Origin of the sequence: Rhodopseudomonas telluris, assembly GCF_042432815.1 — a bacterium.
GTDB lineage: Bacteria > Pseudomonadota > Alphaproteobacteria > Rhizobiales > Xanthobacteraceae > Rhodopseudomonas > Rhodopseudomonas telluris.
In genome coordinates, this window is sequence record NZ_JBHLWM010000003.1 from 411,810 (window position 1) to 434,554 (window position 22,745).

Genomic DNA, 22,745 nt, shown 5'->3' on the forward strand with positions numbered 1-22,745 from the left:
CGCGATACCGGACATCACATTCGTCCGGCTCGGGCGGGCAGTCTAAACCTTTTGTTTTGGTTAATCATTCGCCGAGATTATGATGAGGTATCCGGACTCGGGGGAGGGCCGGATCCGGCCGCGGCCTCGGCCGGCCGAACCAGCAAGATTTCAATCAGCGCGATATCGGCGATCGGCGCCCAGCCGGCCGGATGTCGTTTGAAGAGGCGATATGGCAGACCTGCGCGATCCCAGTTTCAAGCCGCTGCGAGCGACACGCCGGACGGCCGTCGGCCTGATTCTCGGCGCGCCGATGCTCGCGGCGTGCTCGGGCGTGCAGCAGACTCTGACCAGCCAGTTCGGCCAGCAGCCGCCGGCGGATGCTGCGCAACCGCAACAGCAGGGACAATCGGTCGGCAACGGCCGGGTCAAGGTCGGGCTGGTGCTGCCGCTGTCGGCGCCCGGCAATGCCGGCGTCGCGGCGCAGTCGATGAAGAACGCCGCCGAGATGGCGCTCGCCGAATTCAACAATCCGGACATCCAGCTGCTGGTCAAGGACGACACCGGCAATCCGCAGGGCGCGCAGGCCGCGACCCAGCAGGCGCTGGACGAGGGCGCCGAGATCATCCTCGGGCCGCTGTTCGCGCAGTCGGTGCCGGCCGCGGCGTCGCTGACCCGCCAGCGCAACGTCTCGATGATCGCGTTCTCGACCGATTCGAGCGTCGCCGGCCGCGGCGTGTATCTGCTCAGCTTCCTGCCGGAGTCCGACGTCAACCGGATCATCGGCTATGCGGCGGGCGTCGGCAAACGCTCCTACGCGGCGCTGCTGCCCGACAATGCCTATGGCAGCGTGGTCGAAGCGGCGTTCAAGCAGGTCGTCAGCAGCAAAGGCGGCCGCATCGCCGCGTTCGAGAAATACGGCGCCGATCGCGCGGGCGCGGCGCGCACCATCGCGCAGGCGCTGAGCGGCGCCGATGCGCTGCTGCTCGCCGACGACGGCGATGCGCTGGCGGGCGTCGCCGATGCGCTGACCGCGGCGGGCGCCGATCTGCGCCGCCTGCAGCTGCTCGGCACCGGGCTGTGGGACAATCCGCGGGTGTTCGCCACGCCGGCGCTGCAGGGCGGCCTCTATGCGGCGCCCGATCCGTCCGGCTTCCGCAATTTCTCCGGCCGCTACCGCACCCGCTACGGGCAGGACCCGGTCCGCACCGCGACGCTGGCTTATGACGCGGTGGCGCTGGTCGCCGCGCTCGCCCGCACCCAGGGGCCGAAGCGGTTCTCCGGCGAGGTGCTGACCAATCCGTCGGGCTTCGCCGGCATCGACGGCCTGTTCCGCTTCCGCTCCGACGGCACCAACGAACGCGGCCTCGCGGTGATGAAAGTCGCCAGCACCGGCGCGCAGGCGGTGGCCGGCTCGCCGAAGAGTTTCGGCGCGTAGTTCGGCCGGCCGTCAGCGCGCGCCGCGCGGCCGCAAACCGGTGCTTGTCGATCTCACCCTTTCGGGGGTTCGCGGCGCTGTCGCACGGAGCCTTCCTGAACGACCGAGGCCACCAGCGTGCCGTCGGGCTTGAAAATCTGGCCACGTGTCAGGCCGCGGCCGCCCTGCGCGGACGGCGAATCCTGCGCGTAGAGCAGCCATTCGTCGGCCCGGAACGGGCGATGAAACCACATCGCGTGGTCGAGGCTGGCCGGCATCATCCGCTTGTCGAACAGCGTGCGGCCGTAGCGCGCCATCACGGCGTCGAGCAGCGAGAAGTCCGACGCATAGGCCAGCGCGCACATGTGTAGCGCCGGATCGTCCGGCAGCTTGGCGGCGGTGCGGATCCAGACATGGATGCGGCCGTCGTCGATCTTCTTGCCGAAGTAACGCGTCAGTTCGACCGGGCGCAGCTCGATCGGCCGGTCGCTCTCGTAGTAGCGCTTGATGAAGTCCGGCATCTCCTTGAAGAACGGCTGCTTGGAGATCTCCTCCGCGGTCAGCGCCTCCGGCGGTGGCACGTCCGGCATCTTGTCCTGATGGTCGAACTCGGTCTCCTCGTCGTCGTGGAACGACATCATCAGCGAGAAGATCGCCTGGCCGTGCTGGATCGCGGTGACGCGGCGGGTGGTGTAGCTCTTGCCGTCGCGCAGCCGTTCCACCTCGTAGATGATCGGCACCTGCGGATCGCCCGGCAGGATGAAGTAGCAATGCAGCGAATGCGGCAGCCGGTTCTCGACAGTGCGGCAGCCCGCCACCATCGCCTGGCCGATCACCTGGCCGCCGAACACCCGCTGCCAGCTCGTCTTCGGGCTGGTGCCGCGGAACAGGTTCACCTCGAGCGGCTCGAGATCGAGGATCGAGATCAGGTCGATCAGGCTCTTGGACACCGGCAGTGGCTCCCTCAAGGCGTTTTCAAGCGACGTGGGCACCGGTTCGCGTGAACAAACGCGTCAAAACGGTCGGCTCGCGGCGGCAATTTCCCACCGTCGTCGAGGTCTGTTAGAACCGGGCGGCAAGCCACGGTTGTTCCTGCCTGTTTCGCCCAGCTGCAGCGACGGCGCAAGAACTCTTGGCGACAAGAACTCCTGGCGAAACGCCCCTTGCGCAACACCACCGGGCACCCGAACTCTGGTCGACGAGTGAGAAAAATGACGGCACCGCGAAGTATTGTCATCGGAGGGGGCGCATTCGCCGGTCTGGCGCTGGCGCTGGCGCTGCGTCAGGGGCTCGGCCCCGACGTGCCGGTGATCGTCGCCGACCCGGCGCTGGCGATGCGACCGTCGCGTGATCCGCGCGCCACCGCGATCGTGGCGGCCTGCCGCCGGCTGTTCGAGGCGCTCGGCGTCTGGGACGAGGTGGCGCCGACCGCGCAGCCGATCCTCGACATGATCGTCACCGACAGCGAACTCGAAGATGCGACGCGGCCGGTGTTCCTCACCTTCGCGGGCGAAGTGCAGCCGGGCGAGCCGTTCGCCCATATGGTCGAGAACAAATATCTCAACGAGGCGCTGGCCAAGCGGGCCGAGGCCGAAGGTGTCGAGCTGCGCGCCACGCCAGTGACATCTTACCAGTCGCAGGAGGGCGGCACGACCGTCACGCTCGGCGATGGCAGCGTCATCGAAGCGAGCCTGCTGGTCGCCGCCGACGGGGCCAAGTCGAAGCTGCGCGAGCGCGCCGGCATCGCCACCTATGGCTGGGACTACGACCAGTCCGGCATCGTCGTGATGGTCGAGCACGAGCGCGACCACAATGGCTGCGCCGAGGAGCATTTCCTGCCGGCCGGCCCGTTCGCGATCCTGCCGCTCACCGGCAAGCGGTCGTCGCTGGTGTGGACCGAGAGCCGCCGCGTCGCCGCCGACATCGTCGCGCTGCCGCCGGCCGAATTTCAGGTCGAACTGGAAAAGCGCTTCGGGCTGCGGCTCGGAGATGTGAAGCCGCTCGACGCTCCGAAGGCGTTTCCGCTCGGCTATTTCGTCGCGCAGTCGTTCATCGGGCCGCGGCTGGCGCTGATCGGCGACGCCGCCCATGTGATCCATCCGATCGCCGGGCAGGGCCTCAATATGGGCCTGCGCGACGTCGCCGCACTGGCCGAGGTGGTGGTCGATGCGGCGCGGCTCGGGATCGATCCGGGCCAGGCCGATGTGCTGGAGAGCTATCAGCGCTGGCGCCGGTTCGACACCATGGCGATGGGCGTCGCCACCAACGGTCTGAACCTGCTGTTCTCCAACAAGTCGCCGCTGCTGCGGAGCGTCCGCGATATCGGTCTGGGATTGGTCGATCGCCTGCCGCCGCTGAAAGGCGCCTTCATCCGCCAGGCCGCCGGCCTCACCGGCGAGACGCCGCGGCTGCTGAAGGGCGAGGCGCTGTAGCGGTAAAACTCGAGAATGCTAAGCGATTTGAATCATTTACATCCTATTGATTTTGATAGGATTTCTGCTATTGTAAGGACGTGATCTGAAACTGGGCTCAACCCACGAGTAGGATTGCACCGGGGAGGTGTAAAAGCCTCCCCCTTCCCTTTATAAGACGACAATCCCTAACTCATTTGAATAGCTGGCCCTCCTGTTTAGTACAGGTTGAAGTCGGTTGAGATAGTGATGAGCGCCCGCCCTCCTTACAAAACTGTTTGGCGAAAATTTCTGCAGAAGAAAGTAAGCGCAAGTGTCGCATGCTTGAATGAAGAAGCTGTCTTTCGAATCTTTTGGGTAGGGATCTTCGATAATCCGAAGTAGCGGAAGGTTACGATGTCCAGCGCCTATCCTCGCCATGTTAGGAACAGGATTGTAAACTGCCATTCTTCTTACCATCCGCTGCAACTTCTTGCCGTCTGTCGCGTCGGTAAGGACAATTCCAAAATCATTTCGATGGCTCCCGGGAAAGTTGCCGCTTTTCAGCGTATTCTCGAAGCGCTGAAATAGCGCTTGCCACGCATGTGAGAAGACATCGTAGTCGAGAGGTTTGCCCGTCTTGCAAACAACCACGTTCGTTATTGAAACAAAATCCATTTTCGCCAGCTCATCCAAGAAGTTTCTCAGAATCGCTAACCTGATATGACGATTCATGCCCGGCATCGGAGGGCTTTTGATCAGATGCGAGGCGTGCAATTCCGTTCGTAACGGCAGCCCGTAGACATCACGGAGAGTTCTTCTAAAGCTAACTAGGCTGGTGACAAAATCCCGCCAACGGCTTTCATGAACGATGAGCCCAGAAAGCGCAAAATGGCTGGTGGGTGAGTTAACGAGACCAACGTCTCCGCTTTCGTCGACGTACATCAAGTACATCGCTGAAGGATGTCAGCCTACTAAACGCACCACAATGATACTTTGTGGGGCAGGCTCAACACTACCCGAGCTTGCGCGCCTCTTCGGGCAGCATGATCGGGATGCCGTCGCGGATCGGGTAGGCGAGCTTGGCGCCGCGGGAGATCAGTTCCTGCCGGGCCGGGTCGAACTCCAGCCGGCCCTTGGTGATCGGGCACACAAGAATTTCCAGCAGCTTGCTGTCGACGGACGTTTCGGGGCGTTCGGCGGATGTCGTCATGAGGGGCGGACCAGTTCAGAGCTATCGAGAAAACTGCGCGGACTGAACCGCGCCGGCGCGTGGCCGTCAACGGCGCCGCGCAAATCGGGGCGCATCGTTGCGCGGCTCATTGCAGTGGCGGATCGCCGCTGGTGCGCTTCTTGGCGAGATCCATCTCGGTGACGGCGATCAGGATTTCGGCGCGGGTCTTGAGATCGGGCGCTTCCAGCATCGCCTGCTTCTCCGGCGCGCCGTAGGGCGACATCATCGCCAGCGCGTTGACCAGCGCTTCGTTGGGCGCGCTTTCGACGCCGCCCCAATCGACCTTGAGGTTGTTGGCCTTGAGGAAGTCGGTCAGCACCGAGAGCAGCGTGTCGCGATCGACCTCGTCCTCGCCCTTGCGGGCGGTGAAATCGTCGACGAACGGGAAGTAATCGACGCGGCATTGCCGGTACGGCGTCTTCACCGCGAGCTCCTCGGTCACCTTGAAGCGCGACACGCCGGTGAGTTCGAGGATGTAGCGGCCGTCGCCGGATTCGGCCAGCTGGGTGATGCGGCCGACGCAGCCGACCTGAAACAGCGCCGGCGTTTCGTCATTGGCCGAATGCGTCGCGTCGGGCTGGATCATCCCGATCAGCCGGTGGCCGTCGCGCAGCGAGTCATCGACCATCGCCATATAGCGCGGTTCGAAGATGTTGAGCGGCATCTGGCCGCGCGGCAGCAGCAGCGCGCCCGCCAGCGGAAACACCGGGATGACTTCCGGAAGGTCTGCGGGCCCGCGATAGGCGGCATTGATCGGCATTGGAAAACGCCCGCTGCTGGTTGCGATTACGAGAACAGAATCGTCGAGAGGCGTTTGCGGCCCTCGACCGTGGCGTCGTCGGTGGCGCCCCAGGCTTCGAAGAACTGCACGAGCTGCTTGCGCGCGCCGTCGTCGTTCCATTTGCGGTCACGGCGCACGATCTCGAGCAGATGCGTGGTCGCTTCCTCGCGCCTGCCGGCGGCGTTCAGCGCGGTGGCGAGGTCGAAGCGGGCCTGATGGTCGAGCGGATCGGCCGCGACCTTCTGCTCCAGCTCGGCGATCGGGCCGACCTGCTCGGCCTGCTCGGCGAGGTCGATCATCGCCTGCACGGCCTTCACGGCGGCGTCCTCGCGGCGCTTCTCGGGCACGTGCTCGAGCATCTGCTTGGCCTTGTCGATCTCGCCGGTCTGCATGTAGCAGCGCGCGACGCCGGCCAGCGCCTCGACATTGGCCGGATCGGCCTGCAGCACTTCGCCATAGATCGCCGCGGCGGTGGCGGCATCGCCTTCGGCCAGCACGGCTTCGGCTTCCTGCAGCAGTTCGGGCGTGGTCGGGCCGCCGCCCGGCATGCCGGCGGTCAGCTTCTCGATGAAGGCGTTGACCTGGCTTTCCGGCACCGCGCCCATGAAGCCGTCGGCTGGACGGCCGTCGACGAAGGCGATCACGGCCGGAATCGACTGGATGCCCATCTGGCCTGGGATCGCCGGATGCTCGTCGATGTTCATCTTGACCAGCTTGACCTTGCCGCCGGCGGCGCGGACCGCCTTTTCGAGGATCGGGGTGAGCTGGCGGCACGGGCCGCACCACTGCGCCCAGAAGTCGATCAGCACCGGCTGGCGCTTGGACTCCTCGATGACGTCGCGGACGAAGCTCTGCGTCGTGGTGTCCTTGATCAGATCGGGCGCCTGGGGGGCATCGCCGCTGCCCTGCTCGATGATTGTCACGTGATCCTCGCCTGATGTCCGCAAGAGTGGCGTTAAGAGTGGCGTTTCGGAGCGGATCCCGCCGCGATCGGCCGGAGGCTCCGGATGTCCTGGTGTCTGTCTTATGGCGCGTCGTCACGCCGCGAGCCGGTCCCCCGCGCCCGCAGACGATTTAGCACGCCCCTGTAGATGGCGCGCGGGCTTTCGATTTCAACCGGAACCGCCCCGGTCGCGTTCCGCCTGCCGGGGTTGCGGTCATGAAACGGCCGAACCGGCCGCGAAAAGCCGGATCTTTCGACGCCTCTGCAAAAAGGAGCACGCTCAGGCCGCCATCGGCTGTTGCATTCGCCTCAAGCATTTGGCATAGGACTGCGCACGGCCGCGGCGCGAGCTTCGGCGGTTTCTCGGATGCGGGTGTAGCTCAGGGGTAGAGCACAACCTTGCCAAGGTTGGGGTCGAGGGTTCGAATCCCTTCGCCCGCTCCAGAATCTCACGGCCGATCAAGCAGCCGGTTCTTTCCCAACCATCGCGACTTTCCAGATCATCGACGCTGTCCTCGGCATCGTCGCGGATATTTGTGGCGTTCACAGTCCCGTTGCGCGATCCGCGTGTGCGCTGGCGCCGGCCTGCCGCTCCAGCTCGGCCACCAGCGTGCGGGCGTGGGTGGTCAGCCGGTCGAAATCGATCGCGCACACCAGCAGGTCGCGATGCGCCCACGAATCGGTGAGCCGAATCGCCACGAGCGCGCTGCCGAGATGCGGCACGACGGCGGCTTCCGGCAGAATCGCCAGCCCGACGCCGGCTTCGACCAGCCGGACGATGCCCTCGAAGCTGCGCAGCCGCACCCGGCAGGCGAGCCGGCGCCCATAGCGCGCGGCCTGCGCGGCCAGATGGTCGTGCAGCGCGCCGCTCGACAGGCCGACAAAGGCGTCATCCAGCAGCTCGGCGAAATCGATCGAGGCGCGCGTCGCCAGCGGATGCGTCGCGGCGGCGATCGCCACCAGCCGGTCGGTGCCGAGCGGCCGGGTCTGCAGCGGCCCGGGATCGCTGCTGCCGGCGAAGACGCCGAATTCGGCGCGCTGCTCCGCCACCGCCAGCACGATCTCGGCGCTGGTGCGCTCCTCGAGATCGACGTCCACCGCCGGATGCGCGGCCAGGAATGCCCGCAGCGCCGCCGGCACGATCTCCACCAGCCCGGCGGTGTTGGACAGCATCCGCACCGCGCCGCGCAGCCCTTCCGAGAACGCCCGCAGGTCGCCGCGCATCTGCTCGATCTGGCCCGTGACGGCGCGGGCGTGCGGCAGCAGTGTCCGGCCCGCGGCCGTCGGCGTGATGCCGCGGCGGCCGCGCTCCAGCAGCGGCACGCCGAGCGCCTGCTCCATGCCGCTGATCCGCTCGCTGGCCGACGCCAGCGCCATATGGGCGAGGCCGGCGCCGCGCGAGATGCTGCCGGATTCGACGATGGCCACGAACAGCCGCAGGTCGGTCAGATCAAACCGCATCTCGATCACCCTTCGGATCAGCCGAAGTTTGGCCCCGGAACTTCCAGATTGTGAGGGTATCGGGCGGCGGGCAAGAGGGGACATGGTCCCTGATGTCCAAGATCTCATTTTGCTCGGTGCCGGCGCGCTCGGCGGCGCCATGAACGCGATGGCCGGCGGCGGCAGCTTCGTCACCCTGCCGGCCCTGATCGGCGCCGGCGTGCCTTCGGTTGCGGCGAATGCGTCGAGTACCATTGCGCTGTATCCGGGCGGGCTGGCCAGCGCCTGGGTGTATCGCGGCGGGCTCGGCCGCATTGCCGGCGTGTCGATGCGGCCGGTCCTGGCGGCGACGCTGGCCGGGGGCCTCGTCGGCGCGTTGCTGCTGCTGTGGACGCCCGGCCTGCTGTTCGATCGCGTGCTGCCCTGGTTGCTGCTGGTCGCGACGCTGGCGCTGGCGTTCGGCCGCCGGGTCGGGCCGGCGCTGCGGGCGCGGTTTCAGGCGGGCGTCGCCACGTTGCTGATCGTGCAGTTTCTGCTCGGCATCTATGGCGGCTATTTCGGCGGCGCGGTCGGGCTGATGATGATGGCGGCGTGGAATCTGATCGACGGCGCCGACGTCAAGGCGCTCAACCCGGCCCGCACGCTGCTGGTCAGCGCCGCCAATACGATCGCGGTGCTGTGCTTTGCGATCTCCGGGATCGTGCACTGGCGGGCGGCGCTGCTGGTCGCAGTCGGCGCGGCCGCGGGCGGCTATCTCGGCGCCGTGGTCGGCAAGCGGTTGCCGGCCGCGCTGGTGCAGCTCGCCACGGTGCTGTTCGCGGCGTCCATGACCGTCACGTTCTTCCTGCGCGCCTATCGCTGAGCCGCGGCGACGGCGGGCCCCGAAAAGCAAAACCCGCGGCGAGGGCCGCGGGTCTTGATGTCGTCGACGTCGAAGCAGGTGAACTTCGGAGGAGAAGCAGCGGCCTCGCCGCGTCCGGCGAGGCCAACGCTCAATCAGGTCAGGCGCGTTTCGGAACGCCGAGGCCGTTGTGCAGCCAATCGGTCCACGATCGCGACAACACCTCGCCGATCGTCTTGCCGTCGGTGAACAGCATCTCGCGGGCGTTGCGTGCCGCGGATTTCAGGTCGCCCCACATTTCCTTGAGATTCTCCAGCACCGAGTTGGCGCCGCCGACCACCTTCTGGGTCTTGAGCTTGGCGAGCTCGATCAGCGATTCCTGGATCTTGGCGATCGAGCGGGCGATCCGGCCGATTTCATCCGAGCGGCTCAGCGCATGGATGCGAATGTTGGTGTCGCCGCTGGCGAGCTTGGCGACGTCCTTCTCGAGTTCGCCCAGCGGAGCGAGCAGACCGCGCGAAATCCGGGTGCCGATCAGGCCGACCACCGCGAAGACCACGATGCCGGCCAGCAGCAGCATGGTGTGGGCGGCGCTGAGCGCATAATCCGCAGCCGGAGCCGCGACGGTCTCGGCGGCCTGCACCACCAGACCCTGGCCCTCATACGACGCCGGCATCACCACCGGACCGGCATCCTGCTGCATCACCAGCATGCCGACGATGCTGCCATCCGCCGCCCGGACTGGCGACAGCATGGCTCCTCCCGAACCGATCAGGCGATCCAGCGATGCGACGCTGGCGGCCTGCTTGGCCTGCTCAGTCCCGACTTTATGCAGGATCATCTCGCCGACGCCGCCGATCGCGAGCGCCACGAAGAACGTGATCCCGAGCACCAGGATCGAGATTTTCTGTGCGAGGTTCCGATTTGAAAGGTCGAACTGCATTGTTTGTCTCCAGCTTTCTTCAATTAGGGGCGGCTTGCCCCCTAAGGTGAACAGCGTGATCCACGCATTACTTATTAGGGTTACGAAACCTCTAATTGCGGCGGAATCGGATGGTCCGGTCTCGCCAAATACGCCTCACGCCGGAACAGTGAACGAGCGCTGGTAATCAGACACTCGTTCTTCAGAATCGCGAATCACCAGTGAGTCAAAAATCCGTCTAACCTTTTGTTTAAACGAGATAGTTGCTCAGCTTTGATCGACTCGTCGATTCAGTTTTGCGCTGATTCGCACAACTGTAAATATACGGGGTCTGGAACTGAATCGATTGATTCAGAACAATCGCGTAACGGCGCTTCATTCTTAACTAACTAACTGCCGTGACTTACCTTTGCTGGTACTATCAGCATCACGGCGCGGCGCTGACTGCGACGTTCGGCCGCCATCGGTCCTTCATCTCCGAGCGGCGCATCTGTGGTGCGGCAGATTAGCAGGAATCGCGATTCGCCCATAATGCGCCATTGCGACTAACTACTTTTCGGACGCGCGCGGTATCCGGGTCAGGCGCTGGCCGGATTACTTAGATACCAGCGCCACATGTCCGATCCCTCGAAGGCGGCGCATCCCGGCGGTGCGGGCGGTCGCAATGGCGACCATCCCGTTTTGATCCAGAGCAAAGACGCTGTCCCGATTCCGGGGCTCCTTTCCCGATGCGGCAACGGCGCTGCCCGTTTTGCTACGAGCCCGTGACCGCGCCGGACCCGATCTGCTTCCCCTCGGCGGATGTTCAGGGTCAGACGTCCCAGGTTGGTGTTCGAGGGCAACCAGATCGAGTGCGTGCCGTGCATCCAGAAAGCATTGTCTCGACGGTCATCCCGCATCTGCTCGTCAAGCACGTGGCCGTCCCGACGCGGACGCACACCGCCAAAGATCCCGCCGAGAGCCGCGCCGAAGAGCTGGCCCGCCTGCTGATCGCCCCCAATCTCGCCGATGCGTTCGATCTGATCGACGCCAATCTTTCCCGCGCTGCGTCGCCGACCGCGCTGTTCACCAGCCTGTTCGAACCGACCGCGCGCAAGCTCGGCGATCTGTGGAATGACGACGCCTGCAGCGAATTCGAGGTCACGATCGGCCTGTGCCACCTGCAGACGGCAATGCGCCGGATCAGCTTCGATCTGCTGTCGGCGCCGCTGACGCGGTCGCAGCCGCGCACCGTGCTGGTGATTTCGCAGCCCGGCGAGCCGCATTCGTTCTGTGCCGCGTTGCATTCCGAGCTGCTGCGCCAAGCGGGCTGGAATACCGTCAGTGAATTTCCGGACACCGACAAGTCGCTGGTGGACCTGGTCGCCAACGGCTGGTTCGATGCGGTCAATCTGTCGCTGAGCCCGGCGCTCCGTCGCGAGCACTGGCTGCCGCGCGTCGCCGAAACTATCCGCAAGATCCGCCGCGCCTCGCGCAATCCGGCGATCGCCGTCGTCGCCAGCGGCCGTGTGTTCGCCGAACGCGCCGATGCCTGCGCGCTGGTCGGCGCCGATGCGGCCACCGTTTCGTCGGTCCAGATCGAACGCTGCCTGATGCGCTCGCTGCTCAATCGCACCGCCCGCCCGGCGGCGAATTTCGCCTGGATCTGACCGGCCGCCTGCTTCCAGTCATGGTGATCGTCGGCGCCGTTTGCGCGGCGATGGACTGCGACGCTTGTGCCTGTGCCGCGACGACGGACATCGCCGTATTGCTAACTCGCGCGTCGCGATGCCGCCCACCATAGTCCCCATTTGGTGTCCATCGCATACGCTTGAGTCTCTGGAGGGGCGGGTCATGCAATCCGAAGGAAAGTCCTATCCGTTCGATCACCTGCCGGCGATCGATTACGACGCCCACCCGGCCTATGGCCGCGTGATGTCGATGCCGATGCTCGGCGCACGGCTGAAGGCGATCAGCTACTTCGGCTACGGCTTCCTGCTGACGTCGGCGCAGCGCGTCATCGATATCGCGCATCTGCCGCGGCCGGCCGCAGGCGGCAAGCCGTTCGCCGCTTTGCTACGCCAGTTGCCGACCTATCTGCGCCTGATCCTGCTGCAGCGGCTGTCGCGCTTCACCGCCGGCCGCGCCTTTGCGCCGAAGACCGAGCGCGGCGCCGCCGTGTTCGCGCCGCTGCAGGCCGATGGCTTTGCGGCGGTCCGGCTCGGGCCCGACGCGATCGCACAGATCCGCACGCAGCTCGCGCCGCAACTGAGCGCGCTGGAGCAGCGCACGGTGCCGGGCGGCGCCGAGCCCGGCCGGATCGATGTCGATCTCGCCGCAAACCCCCACCTCTATCGCTGGTTCAACCAGACCGCGGCGGATCTCGGCCTCACCGAAGCATCGAGCGCCTATCTCAAGCGTCCGGTCGGCGTCGGCCAGATCGTTGCCGAGCTTGCGGAGGCGCCGGGCGTAGCGGCCGCCAGCCCGTTCGCGGATGTCAGCGTCGATGCGTCGCCCTGCGACGGCTTCAAGGTCGATCCCGGCACCAATGTGCTGAAGCTGGTGATCTATCTCGGCGAGGTCGGGCCGGACAATGGTCCGCTGACTTATGTGGCGGGCAGCAATCGCGCCGCGACGCGGTTCTGGGACGGCCTGATCCGCCGCGCCAACGATCTCGCCGGCCTGTCCTCGACGCTGCAGAGCTGGCGCGAGACGTTTTATGCGCTGCCGGCGGGGCTGCAGCGCAAGGCATCGTTCGGCGCCGATCTGGTCGCCGACAGTGCATTCGCGGCGGCGATCCAGAGCAATCAGGTCGAGCTGACCAGCCCCAAGGGCAACGCCGTGCTGTACGATCCGGCCGGCATCCATCGCGACGGCGTGGTGACGCACGGTCGCCGCAGCGCGATCGTCGTCACCTTCACCGAACTGCCACGCTGACCTGGAGCCTGAAGCTCAGCCGGGGCTGAGCCGCAACGCTTCATCGATGGCTCGAAGCGGTGCGGTCGCCCGGAGCGTAGTGGTTCGGATCAGCGGCCGCCGAAGGCGGCGAGCGCGGCGGCGAGTTCGGGGTGAGTCCTGGCGTGATCGGCGACCGCGATGCCGCTCGCGATCGCATCCCAGGCCTGACGGATGCTGGCGGCGCCCGCCGCCGGCCCCATCGGATGGCCGAACACGCCGCGCCCCGGCACGAAGCCGAAATCCGTGCTGCCGACCTTGCGATACACGCCCTCCAGCGTCGCGGCCGAGTCGCTGCCGCCGGGCACCGGCAGGCACGGCTTGATCGGCCCCATCGGCTCGAGGCAGGCCCGCACGCAGTCCATCACCTCGTGCTCCGGGGTCATCATCCGCGGCCCGAAGCCCGGCATGATCACCACGTCGAAGCCGGCGAGCCGCTGCAGCCGCGTCATCACCCGCGAATGGATGCCGTAATTCGCCAGCCGGCTGAACGCGGCGATGAACGGGAAGTGCGCGATCAGCGGCACGCGGGCCCGCTTGCGCAGCATCCGCACCGCCGACAGCCCGACCGGCATCGCGTTGATCAGCAGCGCGCCGGCGCCGGCATCGACCGCGACGTCGTGCAACTCGGCCAGCCGGTCGACCTCGTCGGTGATGTTGGCCAGATAGATCTTGGGCTCGCCGGTCTCGCGCGCCGCGCGGGCGCAGGCCTCGCCGAGCGCCGCCGCGCGTTCGGCCAGCGGGCACCAATCGACATCGGCCAGCATCTCGTCGTCCTTGGCGATGTCGAGGCCGCCGAGCCAGCTCTGGTAACCGAGTTCGGCGAACGGCGCCGCCGGCAGGCCGATATTCGGCTTGATCACGCCGAAGAAGATCGGCCGGTCGAACGCGCGCAGCCGCTCGCGCAGCCCGGCGATGCCGAAGCGCGGCCCCTCGAAGGCCGCGAGGTAAGCGTCCGGAAAGCGGATGTCCTGCAACCGGATCAGCGGAATCCCCGGCGAGAAGAATACGCCCTCGCCGCACACCGCCGACAGCAGGTTGGGAATCTTCGGGCCGAAATTGCCGTGCGGATGCGCGATCGTCACCCGGCAGGCATGGACCTCGCCGCGCACCGCGCATTCGACCGCGGTGCTGAAGCCGGATGGCCTCGGCTCGGCCGAGAGCTCGAGCACCTTGGCGGCGAAGCGCGGCCGGAAATCCTCGTCGAAGCCGACGCGGCGCCACTGCGCGGTCGACTGTTCGCTGCACAGATGCGCCGCCGCCTCGCGCGGATCGCCCGCGCATTCGAAATCGAAGTCGAGCTCGATGTAGTCGTCGAGATTGAGGTCGGAACGCTTGGCGAAGAAGCCCGCGATATCGTCAGGCGTCATGTCTGATCTTCCGCTGACCGGGATGAGGCCGTCTTACGCGGGTACGCTCCGCGCATCCATGGCAAAAAATCGGTTCTTTCGACGGACGACCAGGGCTTCGCCGGCCGCAGCGGCGCAGGCCATGCGGCGAGTGCGAAGCGTTGGCGGCGCGCCGAGCCTGCCTCAACTTTGCCCCATGATTTGCAGCTCGATTCCGCGCTTCGGACGCGGGCCGTCGAGCTCGATGAAAAACACCGACTGCCACTCGCCGAGCACCAGCGCGCCGTCCGCGAGCGGAATTGTCTCCGAGGAATTCATGAACAACCCGATCAGATGCGCATGCGCGTTGTCGCGGCCATCGATTGGAGCGAGGTTGTGCAGATAGTCGCCGTCGCGCGGCGCGAACCGCTTCAGGAACGTCAGCATATCCTGCATCAGCTTGTCCTCGCGCTCGTTCACATTGATGCGCGCGGTGGTGTGCAGGCAGCTCGCGGTGACGAGCCCATTGCTGATGCCGCTGCCCGCGACGATGTCGCGGATCTGCGCGCTGATATCGATGATCTCGATCGGCGCGGTGGTGACGAGTTCGATCCGGTGTCTGACAATCTTCATCGTGGCATCCGATAGCGTCCCGTCCAGCACGGACCGCCAGTGTTATCGCGGCGCCGAAAGCCGCGCAAATCCATCACGTCCTGGTCAGACCTTGTGATGAGGGGAGCGCGCGGCTTGACAGTGCGGCGGCGCTTCGCGATGCAAATGGCTCCCGACCCGTCGGCTGGAACTTGAAGCAGTGCCGGCTCCCCCTCCCCGGCCCAGATGTGAATGCCGATGCGGCCTGCCTACCGTAGCGATATCGACGGATTGCGTGCCATCGCGGTGCTGCTGGTGGTCGCCTTCCATGCGTTTCCCACCTCTGTGCGCGGCGGCTTCGTCGGCGTCGACGTGTTCTTCGTGATCTCCGGCTTCCTGATCACCTCGATCATCTGCCAGGCACGGCGCGACAGCGGCTTCAGCTATCGCACCTTCTATGCCCGCCGCATCAACCGGATCTTCCCGGCGCTCGCCCTGGTGCTGATCACCTGCGCGGTGGCCGGCTGGTTTGTGCTGTTCCCGGTCGATTATCGCGACCTCGGCAAGTCGATCGGCTTCGGCGCGTTGTTCCTCTCCAACCTGTCGCTGCTGCACGACGCCGGTTACTTCGAGACCGCGGCCGAACTCAACCCGCTGCTGCATCTGTGGTCGCTCGGCGTCGAGGAGCAGTTCTATCTGCTGTGGCCGCCGCTGCTGCTGCTGGCGTGGCGATGGAAGCACGGCCCGCTGATCGCGGCCTTTGCGGTGCTGCTCGCTTCGTTCGTCGCCAACCTCGCGCTGACGCCGTCGCACGCGCTCGCCGCGTTCTATCTGCCGGTGACGCGGTTCTGGGAGCTGATGGCCGGCTGCGTGCTGGCGATCGCCGCGGTCGCCGGGCCGGGGCGCGATCTCGCCGCGCTGAGCTGGTTCGCGCCGCTGCGCGCGCGGCTTGCAACATATCAGGCGCCGCTGCGCGCCGCCGGCGCCTGGCTCGGCCTGCTGCTGCTCGGCCTCGGTGCGGTGCTGATCAGCAGCGACCGCGGCTTTCCCGGCTGGTGGGCGGTGCTCCCGGTGCTGGGCGCGGCTCTGCTGATTGCCGCCGGTCCCTCGCCCTGGGTCAGCCGGGTGCTGCTCGGCAACCGCGCGATGGTCTATGTCGGACTGATCAGCTACCCGCTGTATCTGTGGCACTGGCCGCTGCTGGCGGCGATCCGCATCGTGCGCTTCGGCGAAGAGCCGCCGCCGCTGATGAAGGCGATCGCGATCCTGCTGGCGGTCGCGCTGGCGCATCTGACTTATCGCATCATCGAGCGGCCGTTCCGTTTCAAACCGTCCGGCGTCAAGACCGCGACGGCATTCGCGGCGCTCGCGCTGACCGGACTGATCGGCGTCGGCATCTATGCGGCCGCCGGCGTTCCGTCGCGCTTCAGTCCCGAAGTCCAGGCGATCACCGGAGATCTGATGGGCCAGTCGCGCGTCGCCTATCGCGGCGGCACCTGCTTCTTCGAAACCCTCACGCATTTCGAGAAGGAGTGCGACGACGACACGCCCGCCGGCGCGCCGCGCATCTTCCTGTGGGGCGACTCGCACGCCGCGCATCTCTATCCGGGACTACGCGAGCTGCAGCGCCACGATCCGAGCTTCCGCATCTCGCAATACAACACCACGGCCTGCCCGCCGATCTTCGGCTTCAGCAGCGCCAAGTCGCCATCCTGCCAGGCCAATAACGAGATCGCCCGCGAGCGGCTGCGCGCCCTCAAGCCCGACACGCTGATCATGGTGGCGCGGCAGTGGCGCGACTACGATTGGAGCGGCCGCGATCCGGCGGTCGACGATGCGGCGGTCCGCGCCACGCTCGACGAAGTTCGCGCGATGGGCATCCGGCGCATCGTCGTGGTCGGCATGTTCCCGAGCTGGCGCACGCCGCCGCGGCGCGTTCTCGCGCAGTCCTATCGGGCGCTGGCGGCGGGACTGGTGTCGCGCGCGGAGATTCCGGAGCGCGACGGCCCGCCTCATCTCGATACGTCGGCCGCGGCCGGCAACGAGCGGCTCCGCGCGTTCTTCACGGCGCAGGGCGTGGAGTTCATTTCGCCGACGCCGACCTTCTGCGACGGCGAGCGTTGCCTGTTGTCGGTGCCTGGTACGAACGGCGAGCCCGTGGTGTTCGACGGGAGCCATCTCACGGCGGCTGCTTCGATCTTCTTCGTGCGCGAACGCGCGCGGGAGATTCTCGGACGCTGATCAGGCCGGCAGGATCGCCGCACAGGCACGCCCCGCGACGTCGGCGGCGTTCGCATTGCGCGTCACCAGCGCCATCACGATGGCGCCGTCGATGACGAGGCCGAGCGTATGCGCGACCTCGGCGGGATCGTCGATGCCGGCCTCGGTGCAGAGCGCCGTCAACCGGTCGAGCACGATCGTCTTGTGGGCGATCGCCAGGCTGCGCATCCGGTCATCCGCCTTGTCGGACTCGCCGACCGCATTGATGAACGGGCAGCCGTAGAAGTCCGGCCGCTTAAACCACGCCTTCAGCGCCGGTCCGATCCGGCCCAGCCGTTCGCGCGCCGAGCCGCCCGGCCCGTCGATCTCCGCGATGAACCAGCTCCGCCAGGCCTGGCCCTCGCGTTCCAGCACGGCCTCGACGAGTCCGTCCTTGGAGCCGAACAGCTTGTAGAGCGTGGTCTTTGCGGTTCCGGCCTGGGCGATGATGGTGTCGACCCCGACCGAATTGATCCCGTAGCGGCAGAACAGGACGCGCGCGCTCTCCATCAGCCGCTCGCGTGGCGACGTCCGCACCTCGGCGGCCTCGGCCGTCGGCAGAAGAGTGCTCTGGTCCATTTAAACGCACATACGCCCCGGTTTCGAAATCCGCAATCCGGGAAACCGAATGGTCTGTTCGCAACTCGCCAAGCCGGCACAGCGCAAATGCGAGGCATTTCTGACTTTAAAAGCAGCGAGCTGAAATTTCAGGCAGGGGCGCCGCGAGACGTGGAGGTTGAAATCATTGCACTTTTCTGCACGCGGCCCGTGGCATGCTTCCTGCTAATACAGAACGGTCTGTATCATTCAAGTTCTACCTGAGAGGAAGTCCCATGACCAAAGCCGCCACCGCGATGACCGCCTGCCTCACGCCAGACATGCCGACCGCCATGACCGGCTGCCTCGCCCCGATCGACAAGTCCGGCCTCGACGAGCTGATCGCCAAGGGCAAGGCCGATCCGACGGTGATCAAGAAGCTGAAGTGCAAGACGGTGGCCGAGGGTCGCTTCCGTCATCTCAATTTCGTGCGCAGCCTGCCGCCCTACATCGTCGACGAGCCGCCGGGCCTGCTCGGTGACGACACCGCGCCCAATCCGTCGGAAGCCTCGCTCGCGGCGCTCGGCTCCTGCCTCGCGGTCGGCATCCACGCCAACGCGGTGGCCCGTGGCATCACCGTCTACAAGCTCGAGATCGAACTCGAGGGCGACCTCAACATCACCGCGGTGTGGGGCACCGGCGATCTGTCCGACAAGCCGGTCGGCTTCACCGACGTGCGCGCCAAGGTGACGTTCGAAGCCGACCGTCCGCGTGAGGAGCTCGACGCGCTGGTCGCGCATGCCCGGCTGTGGTCGCCGGTGGCCAACACGTTCTCTCGTCCGGTCAACCTCGACGTCACGCTGACCTGATCCCGATCCACGCCAACAGCGGACAGGTCCCATGCTGGATGTACAGTCAGTGATGCCAGGCGACGCGACGGTGCTTCCCGGCGCCGACGTCGTCGAGGCGGTCCGTGCGCTGTCGGCGCGCGAGTTGCCGTCGCTGGTCAACCGGATCGACACCGAGGGTTACTACCCGGAAGATCTGATGCGCAGCTTCGGGCGTCTCGGCGCCTATGCGCATCACCTTCCGGGTCACAGCCCGAGCCTCGAGCTGATGACCTCGATCAACGCGATGGCGGCGGCGGGCGAGCACTGCCTGTCGACCGCCTTCTGCATGTGGTGCCAGGACGCGCTGGCCTGGTACATCTTCGCCTCCGACAATGACAGCCTGCGGACCGGCATCGGCCCGCAGATCGCCAGCGGCGCCGTGCTCGGGGGCACCGCGCTGTCCAACCCGATGAAATCGCTGTTCGGCATCGAGGCGATGCGGCTGAAGGGCCGCAAGGTTGCCGGCGGCTACGTCGTCAAAGGCCTGCTGCCCTACGTCTCCAACCTCGGCGCCGATCATTACTTCGGCGGCATCTTCGAGGTCGAAGACGGCGGCACCAAGCGCAACGTGATGGCGGTGATCCCCTGCGCCGCCGAGGGAGTCAGCCTCGCCGACAATGCGAAGTTCACGGCGCTGGACGGCACCCGCACCTTCGCGTTGCAACTGCGCGACGTGAGCGTGCCCGACGCCTGGATCCTCGCCGATCCGGTCGACGACTACATCAAGCGGATCCGCGCCGGCTTCATCCTGCTTCAGGCCGGCATGGCGTTCGGTCTGATCCGCGACTGCCTGCGGCTGATCGAGCAGTGCAGAGGCCCGCTCGGCCACGTCAACAAGTATCTCGACGTTCAGCCCGAGCCGATCGCCGAGCAGCTTGCGGCGATGCAGGCCGAAGTCGCACGCCTCGCCGCAACGCCCTTCGAAAGCGACCGCGATTACTGGCGCGCGGTGATCGAGGCGCGGCTCGCTGCCGGCGACGCCTCGGTCGCGGCCGCTCACGCCGCGATGCTCCACTGCGGCGCCCGCGGCTACGTCGCCGGCGCCACCGCACAGCGCCGGCTGCGCGAGGCCTACTTCGTGGCGATCGTCACCCCCGCCACCAAGCAGCTGCGCAAGATGCTGGCCGACATGGCCAACTAAGCGCCTGCCGATCCGGGCGCGGCGCCGCGCCCGGCACCCGTCACCACAGGGCGCCGCCCTGTGCCGAAGCTTTCCCCGCGAGCCACGTTCAACGACGATCACAGGAGCGTCTGATGACTGAGAAGGTTCTTGTCACGCCCGCCGAACTCTCCGAAATGCTCTCCTCTCCGACCACGGTGGTGATCGACACCCGCAATCCCGAAGCCTATGCGGCCGGCCATATTCCCGGCGCCGTCAACATCCATGAGATCTTCACCTATCTGGCGACCTCGACGCCCGACGGCGTCAAGGAGATGAGCGAGAAATTCGCCGCCGCCTTCGGCGCCGCGGGCCTCTCCGGCGAAGAGACGGCGGTGATCTACGAGCAGTCGATGAACACCGGCTTCGGCCAGTCCTGCCGCGGCTATGTGCTGCTGACTTATCTCGGCTATCCGAAGGTCAAGATCCTGCACGGCGGCTATGCGGCCTGGACCGCGGCCGGCCTGCCGAGCACCACCGAGGTGCCGACGCCGACGTCGAAGACGTTTGCGGTCGATCCGTCGGCAGCCTCGATCCTGGTCGATCTCGAAGCCATGAAGGCGGCGGTCGCCGATTCCGGCAAGGTCAAGCTCGACACCCGTGACGTCGATGAATGGATCGGCGAAAGCTCCTCGCCCTACGGCAAGGATTTCTGCCCGCGCAAGGGTCGCATCCCCGGCGCGGTCTGGATCGAATGGTACCGGATGATGAAGCCGTCGCCGGACGGCCCGATGTTCAAATCGTCCGCCGAGATCCTGGCCGAATGCGCCAGCGTCGGCATCACACCCGATACGCCGGTCGTGCTGTACTGCTTCAAGGGCGCCCGCGCGTCGAACACGCTGGTCGCGCTGAAGGAAGCCGGCATTAAGGATGTCAGCCTGTATTTCGGCTCCTGGAACGAATGGTCGCGCGACCCGTCGCTGCCGATCGAACAAGGCCCACCTTACGCGCCCACGATGCTGATGGCGGCTGAGTAAGCACTATGCGAGCGGAGCCGACCGCAAGGCCGGCTCCGCTGCGCCGTCTCGGAATCATCTCCACGAAGCGGTGACGTCCTCAGCCTTGAACGAGCGCGCGCCACGGACCGCGGGATCGCATCCGCCACGGATGCGTGCGGACCGGCTCGATTCCCAAAGGAGTAGATCGCTTGTCGAGTGGAGGAGTGGTGCCGCAAGAGGGATTCGAACCCCCGACCCCGTCATTACGAATGACGTGCTCTACCAGCTGAGCTATTGCGGCGACCTCGGGAGGGGTGATGCTCCGCCCGAAAACACTGGCCTGGAAAACTCCGGCCCCTGATATCGGCCGGCGGCCGGATTGGCAAGAACCGTGGCCCGCAAAGGCCGCGAAATCCTAGCGCGGCGGACGGTAGCCCCGCCAGCTTCCGGTCTGGCCGGCCGGCGCCGGCGCGCGTTCTGGAAACTCCTCCGGCGGCGCGTCCTCGTCGACACCGGGATCGTCCGGGGCGCGGACGATCGGGATCACCGGCGGTGCCGGCTGCGCGCGGCGGTGGAACAGCGGCGGCGACGGCATCGGAATCACGGTTTCGGCGGCAGCGGACGGCTCCGGTGCGGCTTTCGCCGCATCCTTGTCCTTGGCGTCCTTCGGCTTGTCGGCCGCAGGCTCCGGTTCGATCGTCACCACCGCGGTTTCGGTCTCGGTCGGCGTCACCACTACGGCTTCGGCCGCCGTCTCGATCGTCACCGTCACCGGCTCGTCGGTCTTGGCCGGCGGCAGCGCTTCGGGAGCCGACGAGGCGATCAGGGCGTCGTGGAACGGATTGTCCTCGACCACCACGGTCTTCTTGGCCGGCAGCGCCGCGAGCGGCACCTGCCACTGGAAGGCGTCGAGCCGGCCGGTCACCGGCGAAACCGGCCGCCAGTGGTCCGAAATGTAACCGTCGGCGGTCCAAACCGCATCCGGCAGGGCGCGAACGGCGCGCAGGGTCCAGGCCCGCGCCTTGGCGGTGTCGCCGCGCTCGCCGTGCTCGATCTCGGCCATCAGCATCGCGACCCGTTGGGTCGGATTGTCGATGAACGGCTCCAGCGCCCGGCGTGCCCGGGCGTAGGCGCCGGCGTCGATGCCGGCGCGGGCGATCGCCAGCGCGCTTTCGAAATCCTGCTGGTTCTTGGCAATCAGGTTCTCGACCCGCGCCAGCCGCAGGTTCGGCGCATCGCCCGGCTTGATATGGGCGTAGGCCTCGGCAAGATCGGGATGCGGCCCCGCCTGCCAGGCGGTTTCGATCACCTTCATGGCGCGGCGGACCTGATGGGTCTGGGCCAGATGCTTGGCGGCCAGCACCGCGGCCGGCACCAGCGTCGGCGCCAGCTTGTTGGCCTCGAGCGCGCTGTCGCGGGACAGGCTTTCGTCGCTGTCCTCGACGTCGAGCGCGCGCGCGGTCAGCAGCACGGCGCGCTGGCGGCGGAATGCCTTCTTGTCGATCAATCCGGCGGACAAATTCGTTTCGAGGATCTCCAGCGCGCCGGTCCAGTCGGCGCGGGCGCAGCGGAAGCCGAGCACTGCCTGCGAGGCCCAGGCCGAGTTCGGCTGCAGCAGCAGTGCCTCCTCGGCGATCGCCAGCGCCGCGTAGGGATCGTCGGAGCGCTGCGCCTCGATATACAGGCCGCGCATGCCGAGCGATTTGGTGTCGTCGCGCCCCGCCATCGCCAGGAAGGCGCGGCGCGCGCCTTCGCGATCGCCTTCGAGCTGCGCCGATTGCGCCTGCAGCAGCAGCGCCAGCGGGTCGTGCGGCGCATGACGGCGCGCCGCCGTCGCGTGCTGCCGTGCGGCCGCGGCGTCGCCATGGCCGACCGCGAGCAGACCCTGGGTGATGGCATGGCGGGCGCGGCCGCTGCGGCGCTCGAACCGGCCACGCTTCATCCGTCCCGGGGCCCGCAGCAGCGCGGTGATGATCCACCACACGAGGCCGATCGCGACGAGCGCCGCCCCGAGCCCGAGAATGAACACCGGCAGCCGCATCTCGGCGCGCCAGGCGTTCCACGACAACACCACGTCGCCGGGCTGTTCGGCCACCCAGGCGGCGCCCGCCGCCGCGAGCGCGATGATCACGAGAAACAGGATGATGCGCAGCATGGGAATC

At 66.7% G+C, this 22,745-nt stretch carries 20 protein-coding genes and 2 tRNA genes; 10 read left to right on the forward strand and 12 right to left on the reverse strand.

The annotated features are described in order from the left end of the window. The first annotated feature begins 211 nt into the window (after positions 1 to 211). Positions 212 to 1,417 (forward strand): penicillin-binding protein activator, encoded by a 1,206-nt coding sequence (locus tag ACFFJ6_RS08680; protein WP_378386512.1) that lies wholly within the window; start codon positions 212 to 214, stop codon positions 1,415 to 1,417. A gap of 53 nt (positions 1,418 to 1,470) precedes the next feature. Here ACFFJ6_RS08680 and tesB read toward each other — a convergent pair whose 3' ends face one another. Further along, complete coding sequence (tesB, locus tag ACFFJ6_RS08685; protein ID WP_378386514.1) at positions 1,471 to 2,346, reverse strand: acyl-CoA thioesterase II; 876 nt, start codon at positions 2,344 to 2,346, stop codon at positions 1,471 to 1,473. A 159-nt stretch (positions 2,347 to 2,505) separates the two neighbouring features. Between tesB and ACFFJ6_RS08690 the strand changes: the two genes are divergently transcribed. Next, positions 2,506 to 3,828, forward strand: coding sequence for a ubiquinone biosynthesis hydroxylase (locus ACFFJ6_RS08690; protein WP_378387048.1), 1,323 nt, complete (start codon positions 2,506 to 2,508; stop codon positions 3,826 to 3,828). Positions 3,829 to 3,978: 150 nt separating this feature from the next. On the opposite strand, the gene ACFFJ6_RS08695 is transcribed toward ACFFJ6_RS08690, so the two are convergent. The 4 genes from ACFFJ6_RS08695 to trxA form a co-directional block, all read right to left on the reverse strand. Beyond that, positions 3,979 to 4,731, reverse strand: a complete 753-nt coding sequence (locus ACFFJ6_RS08695; protein ID WP_378386516.1) for a DUF3800 domain-containing protein — start codon at positions 4,729 to 4,731, stop codon at positions 3,979 to 3,981. A gap of 70 nt (positions 4,732 to 4,801) precedes the next feature. Beyond that, positions 4,802 to 4,999, reverse strand: coding sequence for a Trm112 family protein (locus ACFFJ6_RS08700; protein WP_378386518.1), 198 nt, complete (start codon positions 4,997 to 4,999; stop codon positions 4,802 to 4,804). A 106-nt stretch (positions 5,000 to 5,105) separates the two neighbouring features. Beyond that, positions 5,106 to 5,780 carry an LON peptidase substrate-binding domain-containing protein gene (locus ACFFJ6_RS08705; protein ID WP_378386519.1) on the reverse strand — a complete coding sequence of 225 codons (675 nt, stop codon included), beginning with the start codon at positions 5,778 to 5,780 and terminating at the stop codon, positions 5,106 to 5,108. A 26-nt stretch (positions 5,781 to 5,806) separates the two neighbouring features. Continuing rightward, positions 5,807 to 6,724 (reverse strand): thioredoxin, encoded by a 918-nt coding sequence (gene trxA, locus ACFFJ6_RS08710; RefSeq protein ID WP_378386521.1) that lies wholly within the window; start codon positions 6,722 to 6,724, stop codon positions 5,807 to 5,809. Positions 6,725 to 7,113: 389 nt separating this feature from the next. On the opposite strand from trxA, the gene ACFFJ6_RS08715 reads away from it, so the two are divergent. Next, positions 7,114 to 7,188: transfer RNA gene (locus tag ACFFJ6_RS08715), tRNA-Gly, on the forward strand. 99 nt (positions 7,189 to 7,287) lie between these two features. On the opposite strand, the gene ACFFJ6_RS08720 is transcribed toward ACFFJ6_RS08715, so the two are convergent. Beyond that, a complete protein-coding gene (locus ACFFJ6_RS08720; RefSeq protein WP_378386523.1) occupies positions 7,288 to 8,205 on the reverse strand; it encodes a LysR family transcriptional regulator in 918 nt (305 codons plus the stop codon). An 82-nt stretch (positions 8,206 to 8,287) separates the two neighbouring features. Between ACFFJ6_RS08720 and ACFFJ6_RS08725 the strand changes: the two genes are divergently transcribed. Further along, the gene (locus ACFFJ6_RS08725; protein ID WP_378386525.1) at positions 8,288 to 9,046 is read left to right on the forward strand and encodes a sulfite exporter TauE/SafE family protein; all 759 of its coding nucleotides are present in this window, start codon (positions 8,288 to 8,290) and stop codon (positions 9,044 to 9,046) included. A gap of 139 nt (positions 9,047 to 9,185) precedes the next feature. On the opposite strand, the gene ACFFJ6_RS08730 is transcribed toward ACFFJ6_RS08725, so the two are convergent. Beyond that, positions 9,186 to 9,968: a HAMP domain-containing protein gene (locus ACFFJ6_RS08730; protein ID WP_378386527.1), complete on the reverse strand. Its 783-nt coding sequence runs from the start codon at positions 9,966 to 9,968 to the stop codon at positions 9,186 to 9,188. An 839-nt stretch (positions 9,969 to 10,807) separates the two neighbouring features. Between ACFFJ6_RS08730 and ACFFJ6_RS08735 the strand changes: the two genes are divergently transcribed. Further along, positions 10,808 to 11,596: a cobalamin B12-binding domain-containing protein gene (locus tag ACFFJ6_RS08735; protein WP_378386529.1), complete on the forward strand. Its 789-nt coding sequence runs from the start codon at positions 10,808 to 10,810 to the stop codon at positions 11,594 to 11,596. A 184-nt stretch (positions 11,597 to 11,780) separates the two neighbouring features. Further along, on the forward strand, positions 11,781 to 12,863 hold the full coding sequence (locus ACFFJ6_RS08740) for a phytanoyl-CoA dioxygenase family protein (protein ID WP_378386531.1): 1,083 nt from the start codon (positions 11,781 to 11,783) through the stop codon (positions 12,861 to 12,863). 89 nt (positions 12,864 to 12,952) lie between these two features. Here ACFFJ6_RS08740 and ACFFJ6_RS08745 read toward each other — a convergent pair whose 3' ends face one another. Together ACFFJ6_RS08745 and ACFFJ6_RS08750 are read right to left on the reverse strand one after the other, a co-directional pair. Beyond that, entirely contained in the window at positions 12,953 to 14,251 is a 1,299-nt protein-coding gene (locus ACFFJ6_RS08745) for a RuBisCO large subunit C-terminal-like domain-containing protein (RefSeq protein WP_378386533.1), read from the reverse strand. A 162-nt stretch (positions 14,252 to 14,413) separates the two neighbouring features. After that, positions 14,414 to 14,842: a secondary thiamine-phosphate synthase enzyme YjbQ gene (locus ACFFJ6_RS08750; protein ID WP_378386535.1), complete on the reverse strand. Its 429-nt coding sequence runs from the start codon at positions 14,840 to 14,842 to the stop codon at positions 14,414 to 14,416. Between the two features lie 216 nt (positions 14,843 to 15,058). Here ACFFJ6_RS08750 and ACFFJ6_RS08755 point away from each other — a divergent pair, with 216 nt between their 5' ends. Continuing rightward, positions 15,059 to 17,041: an acyltransferase family protein gene (locus ACFFJ6_RS08755; RefSeq protein WP_378386537.1), complete on the forward strand. Its 1,983-nt coding sequence runs from the start codon at positions 15,059 to 15,061 to the stop codon at positions 17,039 to 17,041. On the opposite strand, the gene ACFFJ6_RS08760 is transcribed toward ACFFJ6_RS08755, so the two are convergent. After that, a complete protein-coding gene (locus ACFFJ6_RS08760) occupies positions 17,042 to 17,638 on the reverse strand; it encodes a TetR/AcrR family transcriptional regulator (RefSeq protein WP_378386539.1) in 597 nt (198 codons plus the stop codon). A 254-nt stretch (positions 17,639 to 17,892) separates the two neighbouring features. On the opposite strand from ACFFJ6_RS08760, the gene ACFFJ6_RS08765 reads away from it, so the two are divergent. The 3 genes from ACFFJ6_RS08765 to ACFFJ6_RS08775 all read left to right on the forward strand — a co-directional run bounded on the left by ACFFJ6_RS08765 (position 17,893) and on the right by ACFFJ6_RS08775 (position 20,622). Next, on the forward strand, positions 17,893 to 18,465 hold the full coding sequence (locus tag ACFFJ6_RS08765) for an OsmC family protein (protein WP_378386541.1): 573 nt from the start codon (positions 17,893 to 17,895) through the stop codon (positions 18,463 to 18,465). Between the two features lie 31 nt (positions 18,466 to 18,496). Further along, positions 18,497 to 19,627 (forward strand): acyl-CoA dehydrogenase family protein, encoded by a 1,131-nt coding sequence (locus ACFFJ6_RS08770; RefSeq protein WP_378386543.1) that lies wholly within the window; start codon positions 18,497 to 18,499, stop codon positions 19,625 to 19,627. Positions 19,628 to 19,740: 113 nt separating this feature from the next. Then, entirely contained in the window at positions 19,741 to 20,622 is an 882-nt protein-coding gene (locus tag ACFFJ6_RS08775; protein WP_378386545.1) for a sulfurtransferase, read from the forward strand. Positions 20,623 to 20,808: 186 nt separating this feature from the next. Here the strand turns inward: ACFFJ6_RS08775 and ACFFJ6_RS08780 are convergent. Continuing rightward, positions 20,809 to 20,884, reverse strand: a tRNA-Thr gene (locus ACFFJ6_RS08780). A gap of 114 nt (positions 20,885 to 20,998) precedes the next feature. Then, complete coding sequence (locus tag ACFFJ6_RS08785; RefSeq protein ID WP_378386547.1) at positions 20,999 to 22,738, reverse strand: heme biosynthesis protein HemY; 1,740 nt, start codon at positions 22,736 to 22,738, stop codon at positions 20,999 to 21,001. Positions 22,739 to 22,745: the final 7 nt, after the last annotated feature.